Below are 16,147 nucleotides of genomic sequence, written 5' to 3'. Positions count from 1 at the left end.
TTAGGGAGCGTAACTATGGGTTCAGTTCTCTCATTTTTCCTTGATATCCTGAAAGTACCGTCCATCCTGGTCGGTCTTATTGCACTGATTGGCTTGTGTGCACAGAAAAAAAGTATCGATTTAATTATCCAGGGTACCATTAAAACTATCCTTGGTTTTCTGGTACTGAGCGGTGGTGCTTCCGTTCTGGTGACCACTCTTGGCCCCCTGGGTGGCATGTTTGAGCATGCATTTAATGTGCAGGGGGTTATTCCGAATAATGAAGCCATAGTTTCATTGTCAATGAGTAAATACGGTGAAAGTACCGCCTATATTATGGCTTTTGGAATGGTCGCCAATATATTTCTGGCAAGGTTCAGCCGGTTAAAATATATCTACCTGTCTGGCCACGTCTCCTTTTATATGGCCTGTATGTTGGCGGTTATTTTAAGCATTGCCGGTTTCAGTGGTATTTCACTGGTGATTTGTGGTTCTCTGATAATGGGCATTTTCATGGTTGCTCTACCGGCGTTGGCACAGCCATTTATGCGCAAGATCACCGGGGAAGATGATGTCGCACTGGCACATACCGGTACTATTGGTTATGTACTTTCAGGAGTTATCGGTAAGCTGGTCGGTAAAAATTCAGCATCTACTGAGGAGATGAATTTACCTAAGAACCTTGGTTTTCTGCGTGACAGTACCATTTCGATTTCGCTGACCATGATGGTGGTATATATCATTCTCTGCCTCTTTTCAGGCAGTAGCTATGTTGAGCAGAATTTCAGCCAGGGTCAGAACTTCGTTATTTTCTCGGTCATCATGGGCATTACCTTTGCGGCCGGAGTGTATATCATCCTTGCCGGGGTACGTCTGATACTGTCGGAGATTATTCCTGCATTCCAGGGCTTTTCTGAGCGACTGGTTCCTGATGCAAAACCTGCGCTGGACTGTCCGATTGTCTACCCGTACGCACCTAATGCGGTACTGATCGGTTTTGTTTCCAGTTTTGTCGGTGGTCTGGTTGGGCTGCTTATTCTGGGCAAACTGGACTGGGTATTGATTCTGCCAGGGGTCGTACCTCACTTCTTCACCGGAGCGACTGCCGGAGTATTTGGTAATGCTACCGGTGGACGACGCGGTGCCGTGATTGGTGCCTTTGCTAACGGGCTTCTCATCACCTTTCTGCCGGCAATATTACTGCCGTTACTGGGCCAGGTCGGTCTGCAAAATACCACCTTCTCGGATTCTGACTTCGGTGTGGTAGGAATTTTGCTGGGCAACGCGATAAAATATCTGACACCTACCGTGATTATTTCGCTGCTGGTGGTTATCTACATCCTGATGATCGGCTACAACATGATTGCCAGGAAAAAAGCCTGATATGCTAACGGGCGGGAGACCTCTCCCGTCCGTTTCACCGCCGATCAAGCGGTTGCTTGCTGGTCGGCGGTGGAAAAACGCCGTTAATGGCCGCAATATCAGCCGGGGAAAGCATTATTCCACTGGCCAGTGCATTACGCTGTGCATGTTCAGGATTACCGGTTTCTGCAATCGCCGTCATGTTTTTCTGCAACAATATCCATGCCAGAGCAATCACAGAAGCCTCTGTGCCATGTTCCATTGCTATCCGTTCCAGTACCGGCGCCCTTAGCAAGGGAGCTCCGGCCCCGCCCAGCGGAGAATAGGCCATCAGCCTGACACCTGCCTGCTGACACAACGAAATCAGCCGGTACTCAATGCCTCTGCTCTGACAATTGTAAAGCACCTGATTAATCTGGCAGTTTTCACCTCCGGGAATACTCAGTAAACGCGACATATCCTGAATATCAAAATTTGAAACGCCCCACCCCCCAATCAGCCCCTCTTTTCGCAAGGCTTCCAGACTTCTCACCGCCCAGGGCAAATAACCCGGGTAACGCCAGTGCAGCAGGTAAAAGTCCAGAAAGTCTGTCCTGAGCCGTTTGAGCGAGGCAAGGCACTGTCGCCTGGCAAGTAACGGGTTGGCATTCCATGGGAAAATTTTCGATATCAGACACACTTCCTCACGCCGGGTCGCCATCACTTTGCCAACCAGCCGTTCTGAGCGACCCAGCCCGTACATTTCTGCGGTATCAATGGTCGTAATCCCTGAATCGATGGCCTGATGTAACGCACTTATCTCCGTTTTTTCCGGATAGCGACCGGTACCCAGATGCCAGGTACCTGCAGCCAGTGGCGAAAGATCTTGCTGTTTTTTCATACTACTCCTGCGATTAAAATCAGAATGCGCTGTTATCAGTATGTGATCAGGATCGCCTTAACCGCAAATTGCCTCCACTATATATGTCAGAGAGCTCACGGGAACTGGAATAATCAGAGACTCTGCACGACACTAATAATTTACCTTAGGAGTCAGACGGTGGCACAACAGACCAGCCTCTTTTGTAATCAACAGACCATTTCCGGTCCGGGAAGTATCCGCCAACTCAGCCAGCTCATTGCACAACCCGCGTTGCCTACCCTTATCTTCAGTTGCCGTTCTTTTCTGGAAAGTGAGGTCTGGCAGCAGTTACAGGAAACCCTTTCGCCCTGGATTATCGGGATAATCACGGTCAGCCATGAAGCCTCACCTCAACAACTGGATGAATGGGTTTCTGACTGGCGTGGCAGAGCGGAAAGAGTGGTGGCTATTGGCGGAGGGAGTGTGCTGGATGCCGGTAAAGCCTTCAGTACACTCTGCCTGCAACCCCTTTCGACCGTCCATTACCTGGAAAAAATTGGCGATACCCCACTGGATGGAAAACGGCTGCCGCTTATCGCCGTCCCTACCACCGCCGGTACAGGCAGTGAAGCCACCCAAAACTCGGTAGTGACAGATCAGCAGCACTACCAGGTAAAGGCGTCTTTGCGTCATCCCCGTCTGGTTCCGGATATTGCCATACTCGACCCGTTACTGCTCCGCCATGCGCCGGCTGCCGTGTTAACCCGCTGCGGTATCGATGCTTTTACTCATCTTTTTGAAGCCTGGCTCTCTGCAAAAAGCAGCTTTTTTAGTCGCCAGTTTTCGCTGCAGGGTATGCAGTTATTTATCGCCGCATGGCCAGATCTAGACCGTCAGGATCAGCGCGGAGATGAGGCCAGGGAGAAGATAATGATGGCCTCGTGGCTGGGCGGGCTGAGCTTATCAATGGCAGGACTCGGCGTGATTCACGGAATTGCAGGTGAAGCTGGTGCTATTATGCCATGGCATCACGGCGAAGTGTGTGGTCGGTTACTGTTGCCGTTCCTCGCCTTATGTGCCGAAGAGTCGCATCCTGAACTGCAGGCCAGACTGACTGAACTGCATCATCACCTGTTTCCGTCACACAAAGAGGCCAACCCGGCTCAGTTTCTGGCGGGGTGGCTGAAACAAAATTCAGTTTGTGATTTCTGGCAGTCTCCTCCCTGTCTGAATCATTCGCAACTGGAAAAAATACTGAGTACCTCAAACAGTAAAAACTCTTTGATCAACTATAACCGTGAACAAATGCTGTTTATGATTCGCGAGAGCTGGCCGGTTATCGATGAATAACCGCTTGCCGGTGTCTGGTTCACCGGCAACCGGTATATCAGCGCCGGAAAAATCGCAGAAAGGCGTTTCTGTGCTGACGGTCCCGAAAGGTACTGATCAGAAACTCCAGAAGGTTAAATAATAAACAGAGTAATAATAACACCATCACATAAGGTAATGCGTTTTGCCAGGGTAATCCCATCTGATTAACTCCGGCAATCGCTTTAACAGCCCATGTCGAAGGCAGTAAATCGGATAACAGACGAACCCCCCATGGCATTGCCTGTACCGGCCAGATAGTGCCGGAAATATAGAATACCGGCATGGTAATAAATGACAGTGTCAGATAAACAATCTCGACCCGCCGGATACATTCGGTAAGCAAATTGCCAAGACTTATCACCGCCAGCAAAAACGGGAATGTCAGTAACAAAAGTTCAATGATAGTCGCTGTTTGCCGGTAACCGAGAACCCAGGGCCAGAGCCCGAACAGTACAACCGACAAAAATAACCAGATGGGCACCAGAGCAGAATAGGCCCCGAGTATCACCGCCAGCGAGGGTTTGCCACGCGCACTGATGGTCAGATTCACGCGGACACTGGCAATCAACAAAGAGTGCTGCAACAACATCACCAACAGCCCGGGAAAGATGATGGCCGCAAAACTGATTCCCGGGTTAAACAGCGGTTGAGTGATAGCACGTATCGGAGTCAACAGTACGTTGGCTTCTGGCAGGGTAAAACCGTTATTCAGCAGAATGGTACTGTTATACTCAGTCAGCATTTGCTGATAGGCGGCGATAACATCCTGTTCTATCTGCCCGTTAGCCAGTCGGTTAGTCGCATCACCAAAAACTGGTATAGCCACACTGTTTCCTGCCAACATTTTTTTCTCTAAATCAACCGGCATAACAATCACGGCAAACAGCTTACGCCATCCCAGGTCACGCCGGGCATGATCGAGACTGGAGTAATTAATCATGTCGATTTTTGAAGTCGCGTCCAGAGACCGGATAAGTAACCGGCTGGCAGGACTGTGGTCCATATCCACCACCGCCACCGGTAAATCCCAGACGGTTCGGTTCGCGTAGACCATACTCATAATACATAAAGATATCAGAAGGATGGCCCACATTGGCCGGGCCAGCATTCCCGAAAGTACGGTGAGAAAGGTCTGACGAAATTCATTCATACCATCGCCTCCTGCTCTCGTAACCTTGCCGGAAGCCGTTTACGAACCAACAGGCTGACCACCACCGGATAGATCAGTAATAAAGCACAGACTTCTGCCACAGGCATGGCAGGCACCTGGCGCAAAAACAGATCAAACATGGCATACAGCGCATGAGTAAGAGGTTCAAGGTTAGAGATTAGCTGAGCCGGCCAGGGCATTGAAAGTTCCGGCACGGCCATTCCCGAGAAGGTCATGGCGATACTGACCATCAATGCCATCAGGGTATAAGCAGTGATGGCGGTACGGGTAAAAGTAAACAGGAACACTGCCAGACTTTGGGCGGCAATAATGTAAAAGAAGGCCACAAAGAACATATATACCGGATTTCCCACCACCCGGGCATCAGAGCTCCATACCAGCAAGGCAATCTGAGCCATCAACACTGTGGTGTACATCAGGGTGTATGGGGCCAGTTTACCCAACAAAGATAAGGTAAACGAGCTCGAATAAACCAGGGGTTTACTGCGGGAAAGAACATAAATCATGCAGGTCACGACAAACAACTGCATCAGATGGATGGTGGCAGCAAACTGCTGATAATAAATATAACTGCCACTGGCATTAAACAGACTTTGATAAGTCAGTGATACCTGAGGCAATGTTGGCACGCTTTTACCGATTTTTTCGGCAATAATAGTCCGGTAACGGGTATTTATATCCGTCATCAGCCCCGAAAAATCCTGGGTAGAATAGAGTCCGGCGGCATAGAAAAGTGCGTTGTAGTAAAACACCACCTGTGGCTGACGGCCAGACAGTGCATCCGATTCAAAATTCGCAGGAATATACAGAATACCGTAGTCATCAGCGGTTCGTAACTTCTCCACGGCTTCAGGCAGTCCGCCAGGCCATTCCGTTAGTCTTGCATGAGGGCCGGCATCCAGTTTACGAATCAATTCCCGGGATAACTCGCTGTGATCATTATCAACCACCGCAACAGGCAGATGAAGCAGCGTTCCGGCCGAGAAGTTACTGCTCAGTAGCCAGAACAATAACAGCGGGAAACACCATGTCAGCCAGTGAATGACCGGCTTACGAAAATCGACCCGAATTTCCTTGCTGAATGCACGGCTGAAACAGCGCCAGCTACGTTTTAGTGTTGCCACTGCCATAATGCACTCATTCCCTGTCGTAATCCTTCCACCGGTTGAACCGGCCACAAACGAACCTCAAAGGTTTTCAGGTCAAAATCCCCGGTGGCTCTGGTCGCGCTTTTGGTTGAAAAATCTCCCAACGGTGCAATATAGTGCACCTTCGCTTCAATCATTTTGTTGTTTAATGCCGGCACTCTTAACCTGACGGTATCTCCCTTACGCACATCGGCAAGAATATCTTCACGCAAATTAAATACAAAGTATGCCTGCGGCAACCTGACCAGTGTCAACAATGGGCTGGAAGCTGAGAGTAACTCCCCTACCTCCGCCGGGATAGGGCCAACCTCTCCGGCAACCGGAGCTCTGACCAGCAGATCATCGGTCTGGGCTTTCACTTCCAGCAATTGCTGTTCAGCTTCATCCAACTGCGCTGCATAGATATCACGCTGCTCCAGACGATCACCGTTCAGCCCTGCATCGAGGTTTGCCCGGGCACTTTGCATAGCATGTAGCGCGGTATTCCGGCTGGTTCGTGCAGTTTCCAGATCCTGTGCCGAGATATAGCCTTTGGCGGCAATTTTCTGCTGGCGCTCATATTCATCGCGGGCATTCTGATAATCAGCCGTTGCTGAAGCCAGTTCGGCCCGCAGATTACGAAGACTCTCTTCCCGGGTACCATTGAGCGATAAATCAAGCTGTGCTTTCGCCTGATCCCGTGCGGCTTCAGCCGCACGTAGCTGAGCAATCAGTTCCGGGGCATCGAGTTTCATCAGCACCTGCCCTGCTTTTACATCATCACCCCGCTCAACAAGTCGTTCGACTACACGGCCTTTTGCTTTAGACGCGACTATTACCTCAGGAGCATCAACTTCTCCCTGTAATAACAACCCCTGATTTTGTGCTCTGAAAAAAACTGCCAGGGAAATCACCGCAATCATTAATAACACGGTGAGTATTATTTTCTTATTCATACTAACTGCTCCGGCTTACAATCTGTCTGCTCCATGACCCTTTGTGACCAGTCTGACACAAATTCAGCATAGAGCATTGATATAGATTATGCATGTGTAGTTTAGACAAATTATTACAAATTTTTCCTGAGAAGTGCTTATTTTTCAGTGCGTACATACAGTCAAACCCTGCTCAATAAATAATAATTCACTTTCGCTGATTCCGTAGTATTTGCTGAAGAGCAGAATAAAAATAGTGCCTTCGAATAATTTGATTTTCATTGTCAGCAGAATACAAACATACCGGTATTTTAGAAAGTCGTAGCGATGCAAATGATTGCTTCGTGTCGACAGACACCAGCGAGCCGGCAGAAACAAACTTTTCGTCGGGAAAAGACATCATTGAGTTGCGACTGACCTCCGTAAAGGGGCACCAAACTGTGACAAAGATCACACCTCGAAGTCACTGCCTATCAAATTGATAAGCAGTACCAGATTTAACCTTACCCCGGAGGAGGTTATCATTTAGCCAGTTCAAAAATACATTTATTAACAGAGGTGACTATGTTTTCATTAAACCGTTTTAACAGTAAAGAACTGGCGCTGGCTTATGTTTCTGCACAGAAAGAACGTCTGTCTCCGGCAGAATTCCTGAGTGCTGTGACAGCTGCCGAACAGTCATTTAACCGGTTACTTAATTCATCACAATTACCGGAAAAACAGCCTCAGCCTGCTTTCTCTTTTGAAAGCTAAGCTTTAATGCCAGCGGCGTATTTACTAAACCCGCCGGAAAATAAGTGAGTTACAGACTCAGCAGACACGGAAGTGAATGGTATACAGTTGTTCAACGCCCGGATAAATTTGTCCAATCACCTGGCGAAGTTGCTGTTCTGTCATATTTTCCTGGCGGGCATGTTCGGTGGTCAACTCCGACTGGCGGACCGGAGTCACACTCAGCACTTCCAGCGTAGCGAAATATTCTCCATCATCTTGGTAGCCGGCCCGGAGACATTGCCCCTGCCTGAAACCCGATTCTTTCTCATCCCGCAGGGTAATAGTCTTTTTACCAGCTAAAATATCCGGCGCAAAATGCCGGTAAAATGTAATATCGACGCTCATTTTTTACCTTTTGTACTCTGTCTGAAAGCGCCGGGTCATCAACGGCACCCAACGCCATCCTCTTTGCGGAAGATTACCACCCCTTAACCGCCCCGCCATTAAAGATAGTCTCTGCCGCGGCGGCCACTTCAGGCGACTGGTACGCTTTGATAAATGTCTTCACATTTTCTGCATTTTTATTATCTTCACGGGTGGCGATAATATTTACATAAGGTGAATTTTTATCTTCAATAAAGATCCCATCACGGGTCGGAGATAATCCGGTTTGCTGAATGTAAGTCGTACTAATAATGGCTACCGTGACTTTTGGATCATCCAGTACTCTGGGTAACTGGGCCCCTTCCATCTCTATAATGTTCAGATTCAGCGGATTACTGATAATATCGGGTAAAGTGGGTAACAGCCCGGTACCTTCGCGCAAGGTAACCAGCTTCTCTTTTTGCAGTAATAACAGCGCTCTGCCAAGATTAGTAGGATCATTAGGTATGGCGATTGTGTCACCACTTTTTAACTCTGTAACATGATGAATTTTTCGTGAATAACCCGCCATCGGAAATACGAAGGTATTCGCCACAGCCACCAGGTGGTAACCGCGGGCCTTATTATCCTGCTCCAGGAAAGGCCGATGCTGGAACACATTGGCATCCAGCTCTTTATGAGCGGTGGGGTCATTAGGGAGTAACGAACCACTAAAGCCTACCAGCTCGACGTGCAAACCATATTTTTTCAGCGCAACCTGTTTAGCGACTTCAGCCACATCCTGTTCCGCACCGTTGATAACCCCCACTTTAATATGGTGACTGTCTTCAGACGTTTTATCACATCCGGAAATCAGGCAACCACTGAGGATGAGTAATGCAGGAAACAGCAACTTCATAAATTTCTTCACCTAAACTCCGGGAGTCATTCCAAAATGTAATTTTTTCTTATAATGACATAACCCACAGACAGGAAGAAGCGGTTAATCCGCTAATTTTCAATAATAAATCCTGATATTCCCCCGCTGAAACAACTAAAAATCTCAGCCTGACTGAGCGGCTCAGGGGGTCTCCTCATGGAATAACCACTGTCTGAAATCTCTGATTTCATCCAGGCTGATGGTATGTCCCATGCCAGGATAGGTTTTAAACGTCACGGAGGGTGTCAACGAGGTTAACCTTTTGACCGCCTGCTGAGCACTTTTCAGCGGAATCCGTTGATCGGCTTCCCCATGACCGACAAATATCTGTAACTGTTTAGCTGCTGCCAGGGGAACTGACGACGGATCAAAACCGGCCGGTAATCGCCCGCTGAACACTGCCGCACCATGAAATAATTGCGGATGAGTCAGAGCCACCGCATAAGTCATCACAGCTCCCTGGCTGAAGCCCCCCAGATAAGTGTGGCTGGGCGGTATATGGTACTGATGTTGGAGAGTAGTGACAGTTTTAACGACCGCTTCATCACTTTGCGCCACATCGTTCACTTGCTGCTGTTCATTCCCGTTACTCCGATACCACTGATAACTGTCACCGGCGACCGGCAATGGTGCACGTAACGACACCACCAGCATGTTACCAGGGACTATGACCGGAAAATCATTGAAATCCTGCTCATTGGCGCCATAACCATGCATCATGACCAGCATTGAGGGATGTTGGTCGGGTACTGCGGCGGGCATAAACAAATAACTGAGCTCAGCAGCCCCTGCGAAAGGCGCCCTCAGCAAGGCGCTACAAATACTCAACGTTGCCAGAGATTTTTTCACCAGATTACCTCACTTCTTATCATCATTAATGACTCCTATTCAACGTCACCGGATAACTGCCACTGGCCCTGAGAACTGCTCCAGCGGACAGCCGGGAACAAAGCTAACCGGATATTGAAAACAAAATAGAAAGGCATATAAAGACTGATATTATTTTTCGCCAGTGGCTCCATCTCCACTAACACTCTTTCCAGTTCACGTAATACTTCTCCACCGGGTAGCTCGTGAATATTTTTTAACCGCCGCTTCAGATACAGGCTGATTTCATGAAACAAGGGATCGGTCTTTACTCCCGCCTGCTGCAATATCTGGTAATAACGCCCATAAAAATCGAATAAATTAGCCCCCAGCCATAGCTCGGTGATCAGATTATTTTCCATGGTCATACTAATCCCGGGATCGACAACATTACGGGGCAGAATAATATTAATCCGGTCCAGCATCCGTTGAATAAATTGTTGACGTTGCAACAATGTAGATTTCTGCAGACGGATATCACCCAGTAACTGAAGCAACTCACGCAACCCTGCCCTCAGAGCCCTTCTCGCAATCCATGAAGGTCGTTTATTACGAATTAACAGCGTTATCACCAGAGAAAGGACAATTCCGACGGTGGTAGAAATCGCAGCATTAATCGTGGCGTAAGTATCTGGTGCGTAATCGTGGCTGAAACCGATGTATCCTGGTAACTGGGTAGCAATAATCAGACCAATAAAATTGGTTGCCGGATTAGCGATAATTAGCCCCATAAGAATCAGGGCCGGTGACAGGCAAATGATTAGCGCTTCAAAAGTTATCGCCCGCGGAATTATGACCATTGAGTAAAAAATACTGATCGCTATAGCAATGATCACACCTTTCATAAATATGCGCATGCCCCCGATGGGACTATCGTGGGTCGCAAAAAATGAGCAGGTTACTGCTGCGAACATCGCGGCGTTAGAACCACTGCTCCAGCCGGTACCTATCCACAGCAGGCAACAAACAAAGGTGGCAACAAACACAGTAAAGGAGGACAGGGCAGCCATGCCTTCATCGACATATTTTTTCCGGTGCATCACTTCAGGTTTACCACGACGCCGTTTCAACTGCGACAGTCTGACCTCCACACCATGATACGCGGTCAGAATTCGGACAAAGTTTTGCAATCGTTCAATCAGTCCGGTAAATAACAAACTTTGCTCTGTGCTCAGTTCATTATTCAAAAATCGCTGCTGAATAATTTCCTGTGTTTCTTCAAGATGGCGAGTGACTGACTCGCTACTCTCGTCGGCTGAATCATCCAGCCATGCCAGGAAGCGTGTAACACTTTGATGTACCACGTCAGGTAACTGAATATTTTCCGCTGCCAGTAATTTCAGGCGCTTTTCGATAGCGGTCAGTGTGGGTACCAGATAAGAGAGATGCTGATACTGGGCCGACACCAGACGAACCAGACGCTGGACCTGATTAGCTTCATAGGCACAGTGAGTCATCAGAACTTCAACATTCAGCGGGTAATTTGCCATCTGTACCAGAATCTGATCTCTTTCCGGGGTATCTGCAGACTGGTGCTGGGTCAGCAAGGAACCACAAACTTTTTTTGCCTGCAGATACCAGTTGTTCACGCTGTTTTCCAGCAACGAACGCATACTGACCGGAAAAATCAATACATGGACCAGGCTACTGATGATGATACCTACAGCGACCTCTTCTATTCTTGAAATCACGGTATAGCTAATATCGGAAGGTGTAGTCACATCAGGAAAGCCCATGATCGCAGCGCTGTAACCTGCCAGCATAAAAATATAACTTTTTGGAGTCCGGTCATGTAAGGATAAATAGAGGCACAGGGCTACCCAGCCTGACACCGCCAGACTAAACATCATGGGATACATCACTGTGGAAGGATAAATCAGGAAAATAAACACTCCACCGAGGACCGTTCCCGCCAGCCTGAACAGAGATTTGGACACAGTAGAGGCTGTATAAATCTGTGAAACTACATACACCGTCGTCAGAGACCAGGTCGGTTTTTCCAGATTAAGCTTCAATGCCAGGTAAAAGGCGAGAAAAGCAGCAAGTGTCGTTTTTAACGAAAAAATAAACGCACTTTTTGTTAAAAAATTCATAGGACTCAGTAGGTTGAGGATTAATTTCTGATCAGAGGTTTGAGTATAATACACCGCCAGTTTCGGGCACGATAAAAATTGTAACAACCCTAATGTGATTTAACTGTAACCCCTCGCGGTGTAAATGATTAACATACGATGTACCCATCCCCCTGCTTATTCAGACATAATTTCACAGTGTTACCCACACCTCAGCACTGATAAAAAATTTGATCATCCACGGTGGGATTTAAGGCAATATATTTCCCATCACAATTCGGATTGTTTAATTATTTATGCAAATAAACCCGAATTAATTTTCCACAAACACCGTTTAATTAATCTGATTTTATAAAGATATAATCAATCACTTTATTAGCTGGTATTCCCCCTCCAATTATGACCACTTCTTCTTTCTGACACATTTTAGAACAGATGATATTTACATCCGCAACAGTTGTACTGCCATACGTCCCATCATAAGATAACCACCGCCATAATAATTATATATACTTATCAATTGGTTAAAGTTAATCTCTGTCAGAATTAATCCCGCTGACTCATCTTTTTCTCACAACCCCAGCGTTTTATCCTGCCTTACCGCTGCTTAATCATAGAATCACAATGACATGTTAACAGTGTTATTTTTACATTGTGAAATCTCCGGAAATTATTTCAGCCCTTATTAACTGATAAGATGTTATGGAAAGGTAAAATAATTTTAAAAACTATTCGAGTAATGTCCGGAGTCATCCATGAAATGCGCTTATTTATCTTTAGTGATAAGTACGCTGTTGTGTGGCGTTTTTTCGCCTGCCTCTCAGGCTGAAACACCCACGTCGGCAGCGACTCTGCTTGCACAAGGAAAGTATTTATCTGTGGCTGCAGACTGTAGTGCCTGCCATGACAGTCCCGATCACCATGTCATGGCTGGCGGAAACAGTATAAGCTCGCCATTGGGGAAAATTGTTGCCAGTAATATTACCCCGTCAAAGCACTATGGGATTGGCAATTACACCGAACAACAATTTGCTGATGCTGTGCGCAAAGGAATAAATGCTCAGGGGCAAAACCTTTACCCTGCCATGCCTTATACTTCCTATAGCCTGCTGACTGACAGCGATATCCACGCGTTGTATTACTATTTTATGCACGGAGTGACTGCGGTCGATCGCGCCGCCGGAACGACAGAGTTGCCCTTTCCTTTCAACCTCCGCTTCAGCATGAAACTCTGGAATGTCCTGTATGCGGACAACCAGCCGTTTCATCCGTCATCCTCGCAAACTGATCAGATTAACCGGGGAAATTATCTGATTTATGGATTAGCGCATTGTGATACCTGTCATACGCCACGTAATGCACTGATGGCGGAAAAATCAGATCAACCACTGGCCGGGGGATCGCTAGGCCAGTGGTATGCCCCTGATATTACGTCAGATAAGCTGTCAGGAATCGGAAACTGGAGCGATCAGCAACTTTACCAGTATCTGAAGACCGGTCATGTTGCCGGCAAAGCCCAGGCCGCCGGGCCAATGGCAGAAGCTATTGAACACAGTCTGCAGTACTTGTCTGACGATGACCTGCATGCGATTGTTGCCAGTCTCAGACAAACCAGACCTGGTCATACCGCTTCTGCCGACAGGGCTGACCAGGGCAGGATAATCTCCAACGAAAACAGTATCCGTGGCAGCAAGATTGCCAGCGGAGAGCCTGTTTCCGGCCCGCTGGCGGGTGCCATTCTTTACTCAGGTAACTGTGCCGCCTGTCACACACCTTCCGGTTCAGGTTCCTACAGCCAGTATTATCCGTCACTGGTACACAACACTACTACCGGCAGTGCTGATCCAACTAACCTGATTGCCACTCTGTTGTTTGGCGTCCATCGTACCATTGGCCAACAAACAGTCACTATGCCAGCCTTTGGGCCACAAGGTTACCCTAATCAGCTCAGCTTTAAGGAGATTGCCACACTGGCCACCTATGTTCGGCAGAATTACGGAGCAGGTGGTCAACCTGTTACCGAACAGCAGGTAGAACAGGTGTATCAGGGTGGGCCAAAACCACTCATCGGCTGGCTGGCCGACGCAAGAATACAAGCAGCGGTCGTCGTAATTCTGCTGTTATTAGCCGTTCTGATTTTCACTGTAAGGCGCAGAGGGAGGAAAGTATGAAACCCATGGATAATTTTTCGGCAGATCGCCGTAAGCTGATTAAATCATTATCGCTACTGACCGTGTTTTCAGTCAGTGGCCTGCGTCTGGTAGCCTGCCCTGCATTTGCCGGCGGATTACCTGCCAGCGCAGATTTTCATGAGTTTTCAGCCTTTGTCATCGGCCGTCCGGTGGATCCGGTTTTGTCAGGCCGTTACTTTGCAGCGTTACAAGCGGCCGATGGACATTTTATCGGACAACTTAATCAGGCAATGGCTGCCAGTGCACCGTTCCGTAGCAACGGCATCGATGCGATGCTGGTATCGCTCTCGCACGACAGTGAAATCTTTAACACCCTCAAAAAAATCACCTCTGCCTGGTACCTGGGAATCGTCGGTGAAGGAGCCTCAGCGACCCTGATCGCCTTTCATGATGCTTTGATGTTTCAGCCAACCCGCGAATACGTTTTTGTGCCGAGCTATGGCGGCGGCCCCGACAGTTGGGTCACGCGAAAACATCCCGATGTCCTCAGTGAAGAAACCTCTCAGGAACAGCAAAATGGCTAATACAACTTTAGATTTCGACTACGTTATCGTTGGCTCCGGCGTTACCGGAGCGCTGATTGCCTGGCAACTATCCCGTCACGGCAAGCGGGTCTGTATGATTGAGGCGGGCGATTATGTTTCACGCTGGAAGGCGATAGAACATTACCGCAGTTTACCGGATAAAAGCATCGCCAATAATTCACCTTACCCTAATCTGGAGTGGGCACCAAATCCGATTGGCGGACATTATCTTGAACAAAAAGGACCAGTGAAGTATGCCACAACCTATATTCGCATGGTTGGAGGTACCACCTGGCACTGGGATTCTGCCACCTGGCGCTTGTTACCCTCAGACTTTGAACTTAAAACCCGCTACGGCGTAGGTCGTGACTGGCCGATTGGCTACGAGGATCTGGAACCCTGGTATCAGATAGCCGAAGAAGAACTTGGGGTCAACGGCTGGGATACTGAAGACCAGAGTGGCCAGGGCAACGATCATTATCCTCCTCGCTCTCAGCCTTATCCTACCCCCGGTCATCCGTTCAGTTGGGGGCAGCAGGTTGTTGCCGGTAAACTCGAAGCTGCGGGTTATTCAGCCATTCATGAACCCAATGCCAGACTTTCAGTGGCAACGGCTGAACGTCCGGCCTGTGCCGGAAATAATACCTGCGACCCAATCTGCCCGATAGGCGCCAAGTACACGGCGGATTTCCATGTGCGGAAAGCCCTCGATCATGGCTGTACATTGTTGTCTAATTCGGTGGTTTATCGTGTCGATGCTGCGGACGATGGAAAAATTACTGCCGTCCATTTCCGCAGGCCGGATAAATCGACGGGAACAGTCAATGGCAAGATGTTTGTGATTGCGGCTAACGCGATAGAGACGCCGAAATTACTGTTGATGTCAGTTTCGGAGCGCTATCCTCAGGGTATTGCTAATACTTCAGGCCAGGTTGGCCGAAATCTAATGGACCACACAGGGTTGGGCTTTAATCTGGTCACCGAAGACGAAGTCTGGCCAGGCACCGGACCGAATGCTCTGCTGGTGATGCTTAATGCCCGTGAAGGCCAGTTCAGAAGCGAAAGAGCGTCTTATAAAACTAAATTTCGTAATACTGCAGTCAATTTTTCTGTCACCCAGTCCCTGATTAATCAGGGAGTTATGGGCAATGAACTTTACAGGCAAATTAAATATCAGTCGGCCCGCCAGTTATCTGTTGCCGTTGATCTGGAAACATTACCCAACCCTCAGAATCGTATTGTCCCAAGTCAGGACCGGACAGACAGCCTGGGTATTCCTGTCCCGGAAATCCACTACGATGTGGACGATTACTGGAACAAGGGGCGAGATGCAGCCATCGCCGATGTGCAAAATATCGCAAAAATTCTGAATGCAAAGATAGTAGCAACCGATACCAATAAACAAAACCGCGAGCATATCCTGGGAACCATGATTATGGGCAACTCACCCGCCGATTCAGTAGTGGACAAAAATTGCCGGACTCATGATCACCCCAATTTGTATATTGCCGGGACCAGTGTATTCCCTGCTGTCGGCTGTGTTAATCCGACCCTGACAGGTGCCGCGCTGGCATTACGTATTGCCGACACTTTATTAAAAGATCCTGTGAGTTAAGTTCCGTCATCCTGGCTCTGCAACCTCATCACCCTGCTCTGTTTGGCCGGTAAACTGTTACCTTAACGATCTAT

At 48.2% G+C, this 16,147-nt stretch carries 14 protein-coding genes; 6 read left to right on the top strand and 8 right to left on the bottom strand.

The genetic code is table 11. The features are described 5' to 3' along the window. Window positions 1-15: 15 nt before the first annotated feature. Window positions 16-1,362: a PTS ascorbate transporter subunit IIC gene (locus tag HA49_RS02030; RefSeq protein ID WP_038019963.1), complete on the top strand. Its 1,347-nt coding sequence runs from the start codon at window positions 16-18 to the stop codon at window positions 1,360-1,362. Between the two features lie 34 nt (window positions 1,363-1,396). On the opposite strand, the gene HA49_RS02025 is transcribed toward HA49_RS02030, so the two are convergent. Next, a complete protein-coding gene (locus HA49_RS02025; protein ID WP_038019962.1) occupies window positions 1,397-2,221 on the bottom strand; it encodes an aldo/keto reductase in 825 nt (274 codons plus the stop codon). 159 nt (window positions 2,222-2,380) lie between these two features. On the opposite strand from HA49_RS02025, the gene HA49_RS02020 reads away from it, so the two are divergent. After that, window positions 2,381-3,532, top strand: a complete 1,152-nt coding sequence (locus tag HA49_RS02020; RefSeq protein WP_038019961.1) for an iron-containing alcohol dehydrogenase — start codon at window positions 2,381-2,383, stop codon at window positions 3,530-3,532. A 37-nt stretch (window positions 3,533-3,569) separates the two neighbouring features. Here the strand turns inward: HA49_RS02020 and HA49_RS02015 are convergent, their stop codons facing one another. Genes HA49_RS02015 through HA49_RS02005 form a run of 3 tightly spaced genes read right to left on the bottom strand, consistent with a single transcriptional unit; the run spans window position 3,570 to window position 6,807 of the window. Continuing rightward, the gene (locus HA49_RS02015; RefSeq protein WP_046791637.1) at window positions 3,570-4,703 is read right to left on the bottom strand and encodes an ABC transporter permease; all 1,134 of its coding nucleotides are present in this window, start codon (window positions 4,701-4,703) and stop codon (window positions 3,570-3,572) included. Beyond that, window positions 4,700-5,854, bottom strand: a complete 1,155-nt coding sequence (locus HA49_RS02010; RefSeq protein WP_038019960.1) for an ABC transporter permease — start codon at window positions 5,852-5,854, stop codon at window positions 4,700-4,702. The genes HA49_RS02015 and HA49_RS02010 overlap by 4 nt, the downstream gene beginning before the upstream one ends. After that, window positions 5,836-6,807 (bottom strand): HlyD family secretion protein, encoded by a 972-nt coding sequence (locus tag HA49_RS02005; RefSeq protein ID WP_038019959.1) that lies wholly within the window; start codon window positions 6,805-6,807, stop codon window positions 5,836-5,838. Before HA49_RS02005 ends, HA49_RS02010 begins: the two co-directional genes overlap by 19 nt. 543 nt (window positions 6,808-7,350) lie before the next feature. Between HA49_RS02005 and HA49_RS02000 the strand changes: the two genes are divergently transcribed. Further along, window positions 7,351-7,539 (top strand): hypothetical protein, encoded by a 189-nt coding sequence (locus tag HA49_RS02000; RefSeq protein ID WP_046791636.1) that lies wholly within the window; start codon window positions 7,351-7,353, stop codon window positions 7,537-7,539. 57 nt (window positions 7,540-7,596) lie between these two features. Here HA49_RS02000 and yqfB read toward each other — a convergent pair whose 3' ends face one another. From yqfB to HA49_RS01980, 4 genes are all read right to left on the bottom strand, one after another. Beyond that, window positions 7,597-7,905, bottom strand: coding sequence for a N(4)-acetylcytidine aminohydrolase (gene yqfB, locus HA49_RS01995; RefSeq protein ID WP_038019955.1), 309 nt, complete (start codon window positions 7,903-7,905; stop codon window positions 7,597-7,599). 73 nt (window positions 7,906-7,978) lie between these two features. Continuing rightward, window positions 7,979-8,782, bottom strand: coding sequence for a lipoprotein NlpA (gene nlpA, locus HA49_RS01990; RefSeq protein ID WP_038020393.1), 804 nt, complete (start codon window positions 8,780-8,782; stop codon window positions 7,979-7,981). Window positions 8,783-8,944: 162 nt separating this feature from the next. Continuing rightward, window positions 8,945-9,652 carry an alpha/beta hydrolase gene (locus HA49_RS01985; protein ID WP_072055906.1) on the bottom strand — a complete coding sequence of 236 codons (708 nt, stop codon included), beginning with the start codon at window positions 9,650-9,652 and terminating at the stop codon, window positions 8,945-8,947. Window positions 9,653-9,687: 35 nt separating this feature from the next. After that, a complete protein-coding gene (locus tag HA49_RS01980; protein WP_038020391.1) occupies window positions 9,688-11,763 on the bottom strand; it encodes an FUSC family protein in 2,076 nt (691 codons plus the stop codon). Window positions 11,764-12,497: 734 nt separating this feature from the next. On the opposite strand from HA49_RS01980, the gene HA49_RS01975 reads away from it, so the two are divergent. Genes HA49_RS01975 through HA49_RS01965 form a run of 3 tightly spaced genes read left to right on the top strand, consistent with a single transcriptional unit; the run spans window position 12,498 to window position 16,073 of the window. Further along, complete coding sequence (locus HA49_RS01975) at window positions 12,498-13,913, top strand: c-type cytochrome (RefSeq protein WP_038019952.1); 1,416 nt, start codon at window positions 12,498-12,500, stop codon at window positions 13,911-13,913. After that, window positions 13,910-14,458, top strand: a complete 549-nt coding sequence (locus HA49_RS01970; RefSeq protein ID WP_052752417.1) for a sugar dehydrogenase complex small subunit — start codon at window positions 13,910-13,912, stop codon at window positions 14,456-14,458. Before HA49_RS01975 ends, HA49_RS01970 begins: the two co-directional genes overlap by 4 nt. Then, entirely contained in the window at window positions 14,451-16,073 is a 1,623-nt protein-coding gene (locus tag HA49_RS01965; RefSeq protein WP_038019951.1) for a GMC family oxidoreductase, read from the top strand. Before HA49_RS01970 ends, HA49_RS01965 begins: the two co-directional genes overlap by 8 nt. The last annotated feature ends 74 nt before the right edge of the window (window positions 16,074-16,147 follow it).

The organism is Tatumella morbirosei (assembly GCF_000757425.2).
GTDB lineage: Bacteria > Pseudomonadota > Gammaproteobacteria > Enterobacterales > Enterobacteriaceae > Tatumella > Tatumella morbirosei.
The sequence above is the reverse complement of the archived record's forward strand: the minus strand, read 5'-3'. Positions and strand labels throughout refer to the sequence as shown.

What these genes read in the sequence shown, in the direction of transcription:
- HA49_RS02030 (WP_038019963.1), top strand. Translation starts at nt 16, where the DNA reads ATGGGTTCAGTTCTCTCATTTTTCCTTGATATCCTGAAAGTACCGTCC.
- HA49_RS02025 (WP_038019962.1), bottom strand. Translation starts at nt 2,221, where the DNA reads ATGAAAAAACAGCAAGATCTTTCGCCACTGGCTGCAGGTACCTGGCAT.
- HA49_RS02015 (WP_046791637.1), bottom strand. Translation starts at nt 4,703, where the DNA reads ATGAATGAATTTCGTCAGACCTTTCTCACCGTACTTTCGGGAATGCTG.
- HA49_RS02010 (WP_038019960.1), bottom strand. Translation starts at nt 5,854, where the DNA reads ATGGCAGTGGCAACACTAAAACGTAGCTGGCGCTGTTTCAGCCGTGCA.
- HA49_RS02005 (WP_038019959.1), bottom strand. Translation starts at nt 6,807, where the DNA reads ATGAATAAGAAAATAATACTCACCGTGTTATTAATGATTGCGGTGATT.
- HA49_RS02000 (WP_046791636.1), top strand. Translation starts at nt 7,351, where the DNA reads ATGTTTTCATTAAACCGTTTTAACAGTAAAGAACTGGCGCTGGCTTAT.
- yqfB (WP_038019955.1), bottom strand. Translation starts at nt 7,905, where the DNA reads ATGAGCGTCGATATTACATTTTACCGGCATTTTGCGCCGGATATTTTA.
- nlpA (WP_038020393.1), bottom strand. Translation starts at nt 8,782, where the DNA reads ATGAAGTTGCTGTTTCCTGCATTACTCATCCTCAGTGGTTGCCTGATT.
- HA49_RS01980 (WP_038020391.1), bottom strand. Translation starts at nt 11,763, where the DNA reads ATGAATTTTTTAACAAAAAGTGCGTTTATTTTTTCGTTAAAAACGACA.
- HA49_RS01975 (WP_038019952.1), top strand. Translation starts at nt 12,498, where the DNA reads ATGAAATGCGCTTATTTATCTTTAGTGATAAGTACGCTGTTGTGTGGC.
- HA49_RS01970 (WP_052752417.1), top strand. Translation starts at nt 13,910, where the DNA reads ATGAAACCCATGGATAATTTTTCGGCAGATCGCCGTAAGCTGATTAAA.
- HA49_RS01965 (WP_038019951.1), top strand. Translation starts at nt 14,451, where the DNA reads ATGGCTAATACAACTTTAGATTTCGACTACGTTATCGTTGGCTCCGGC.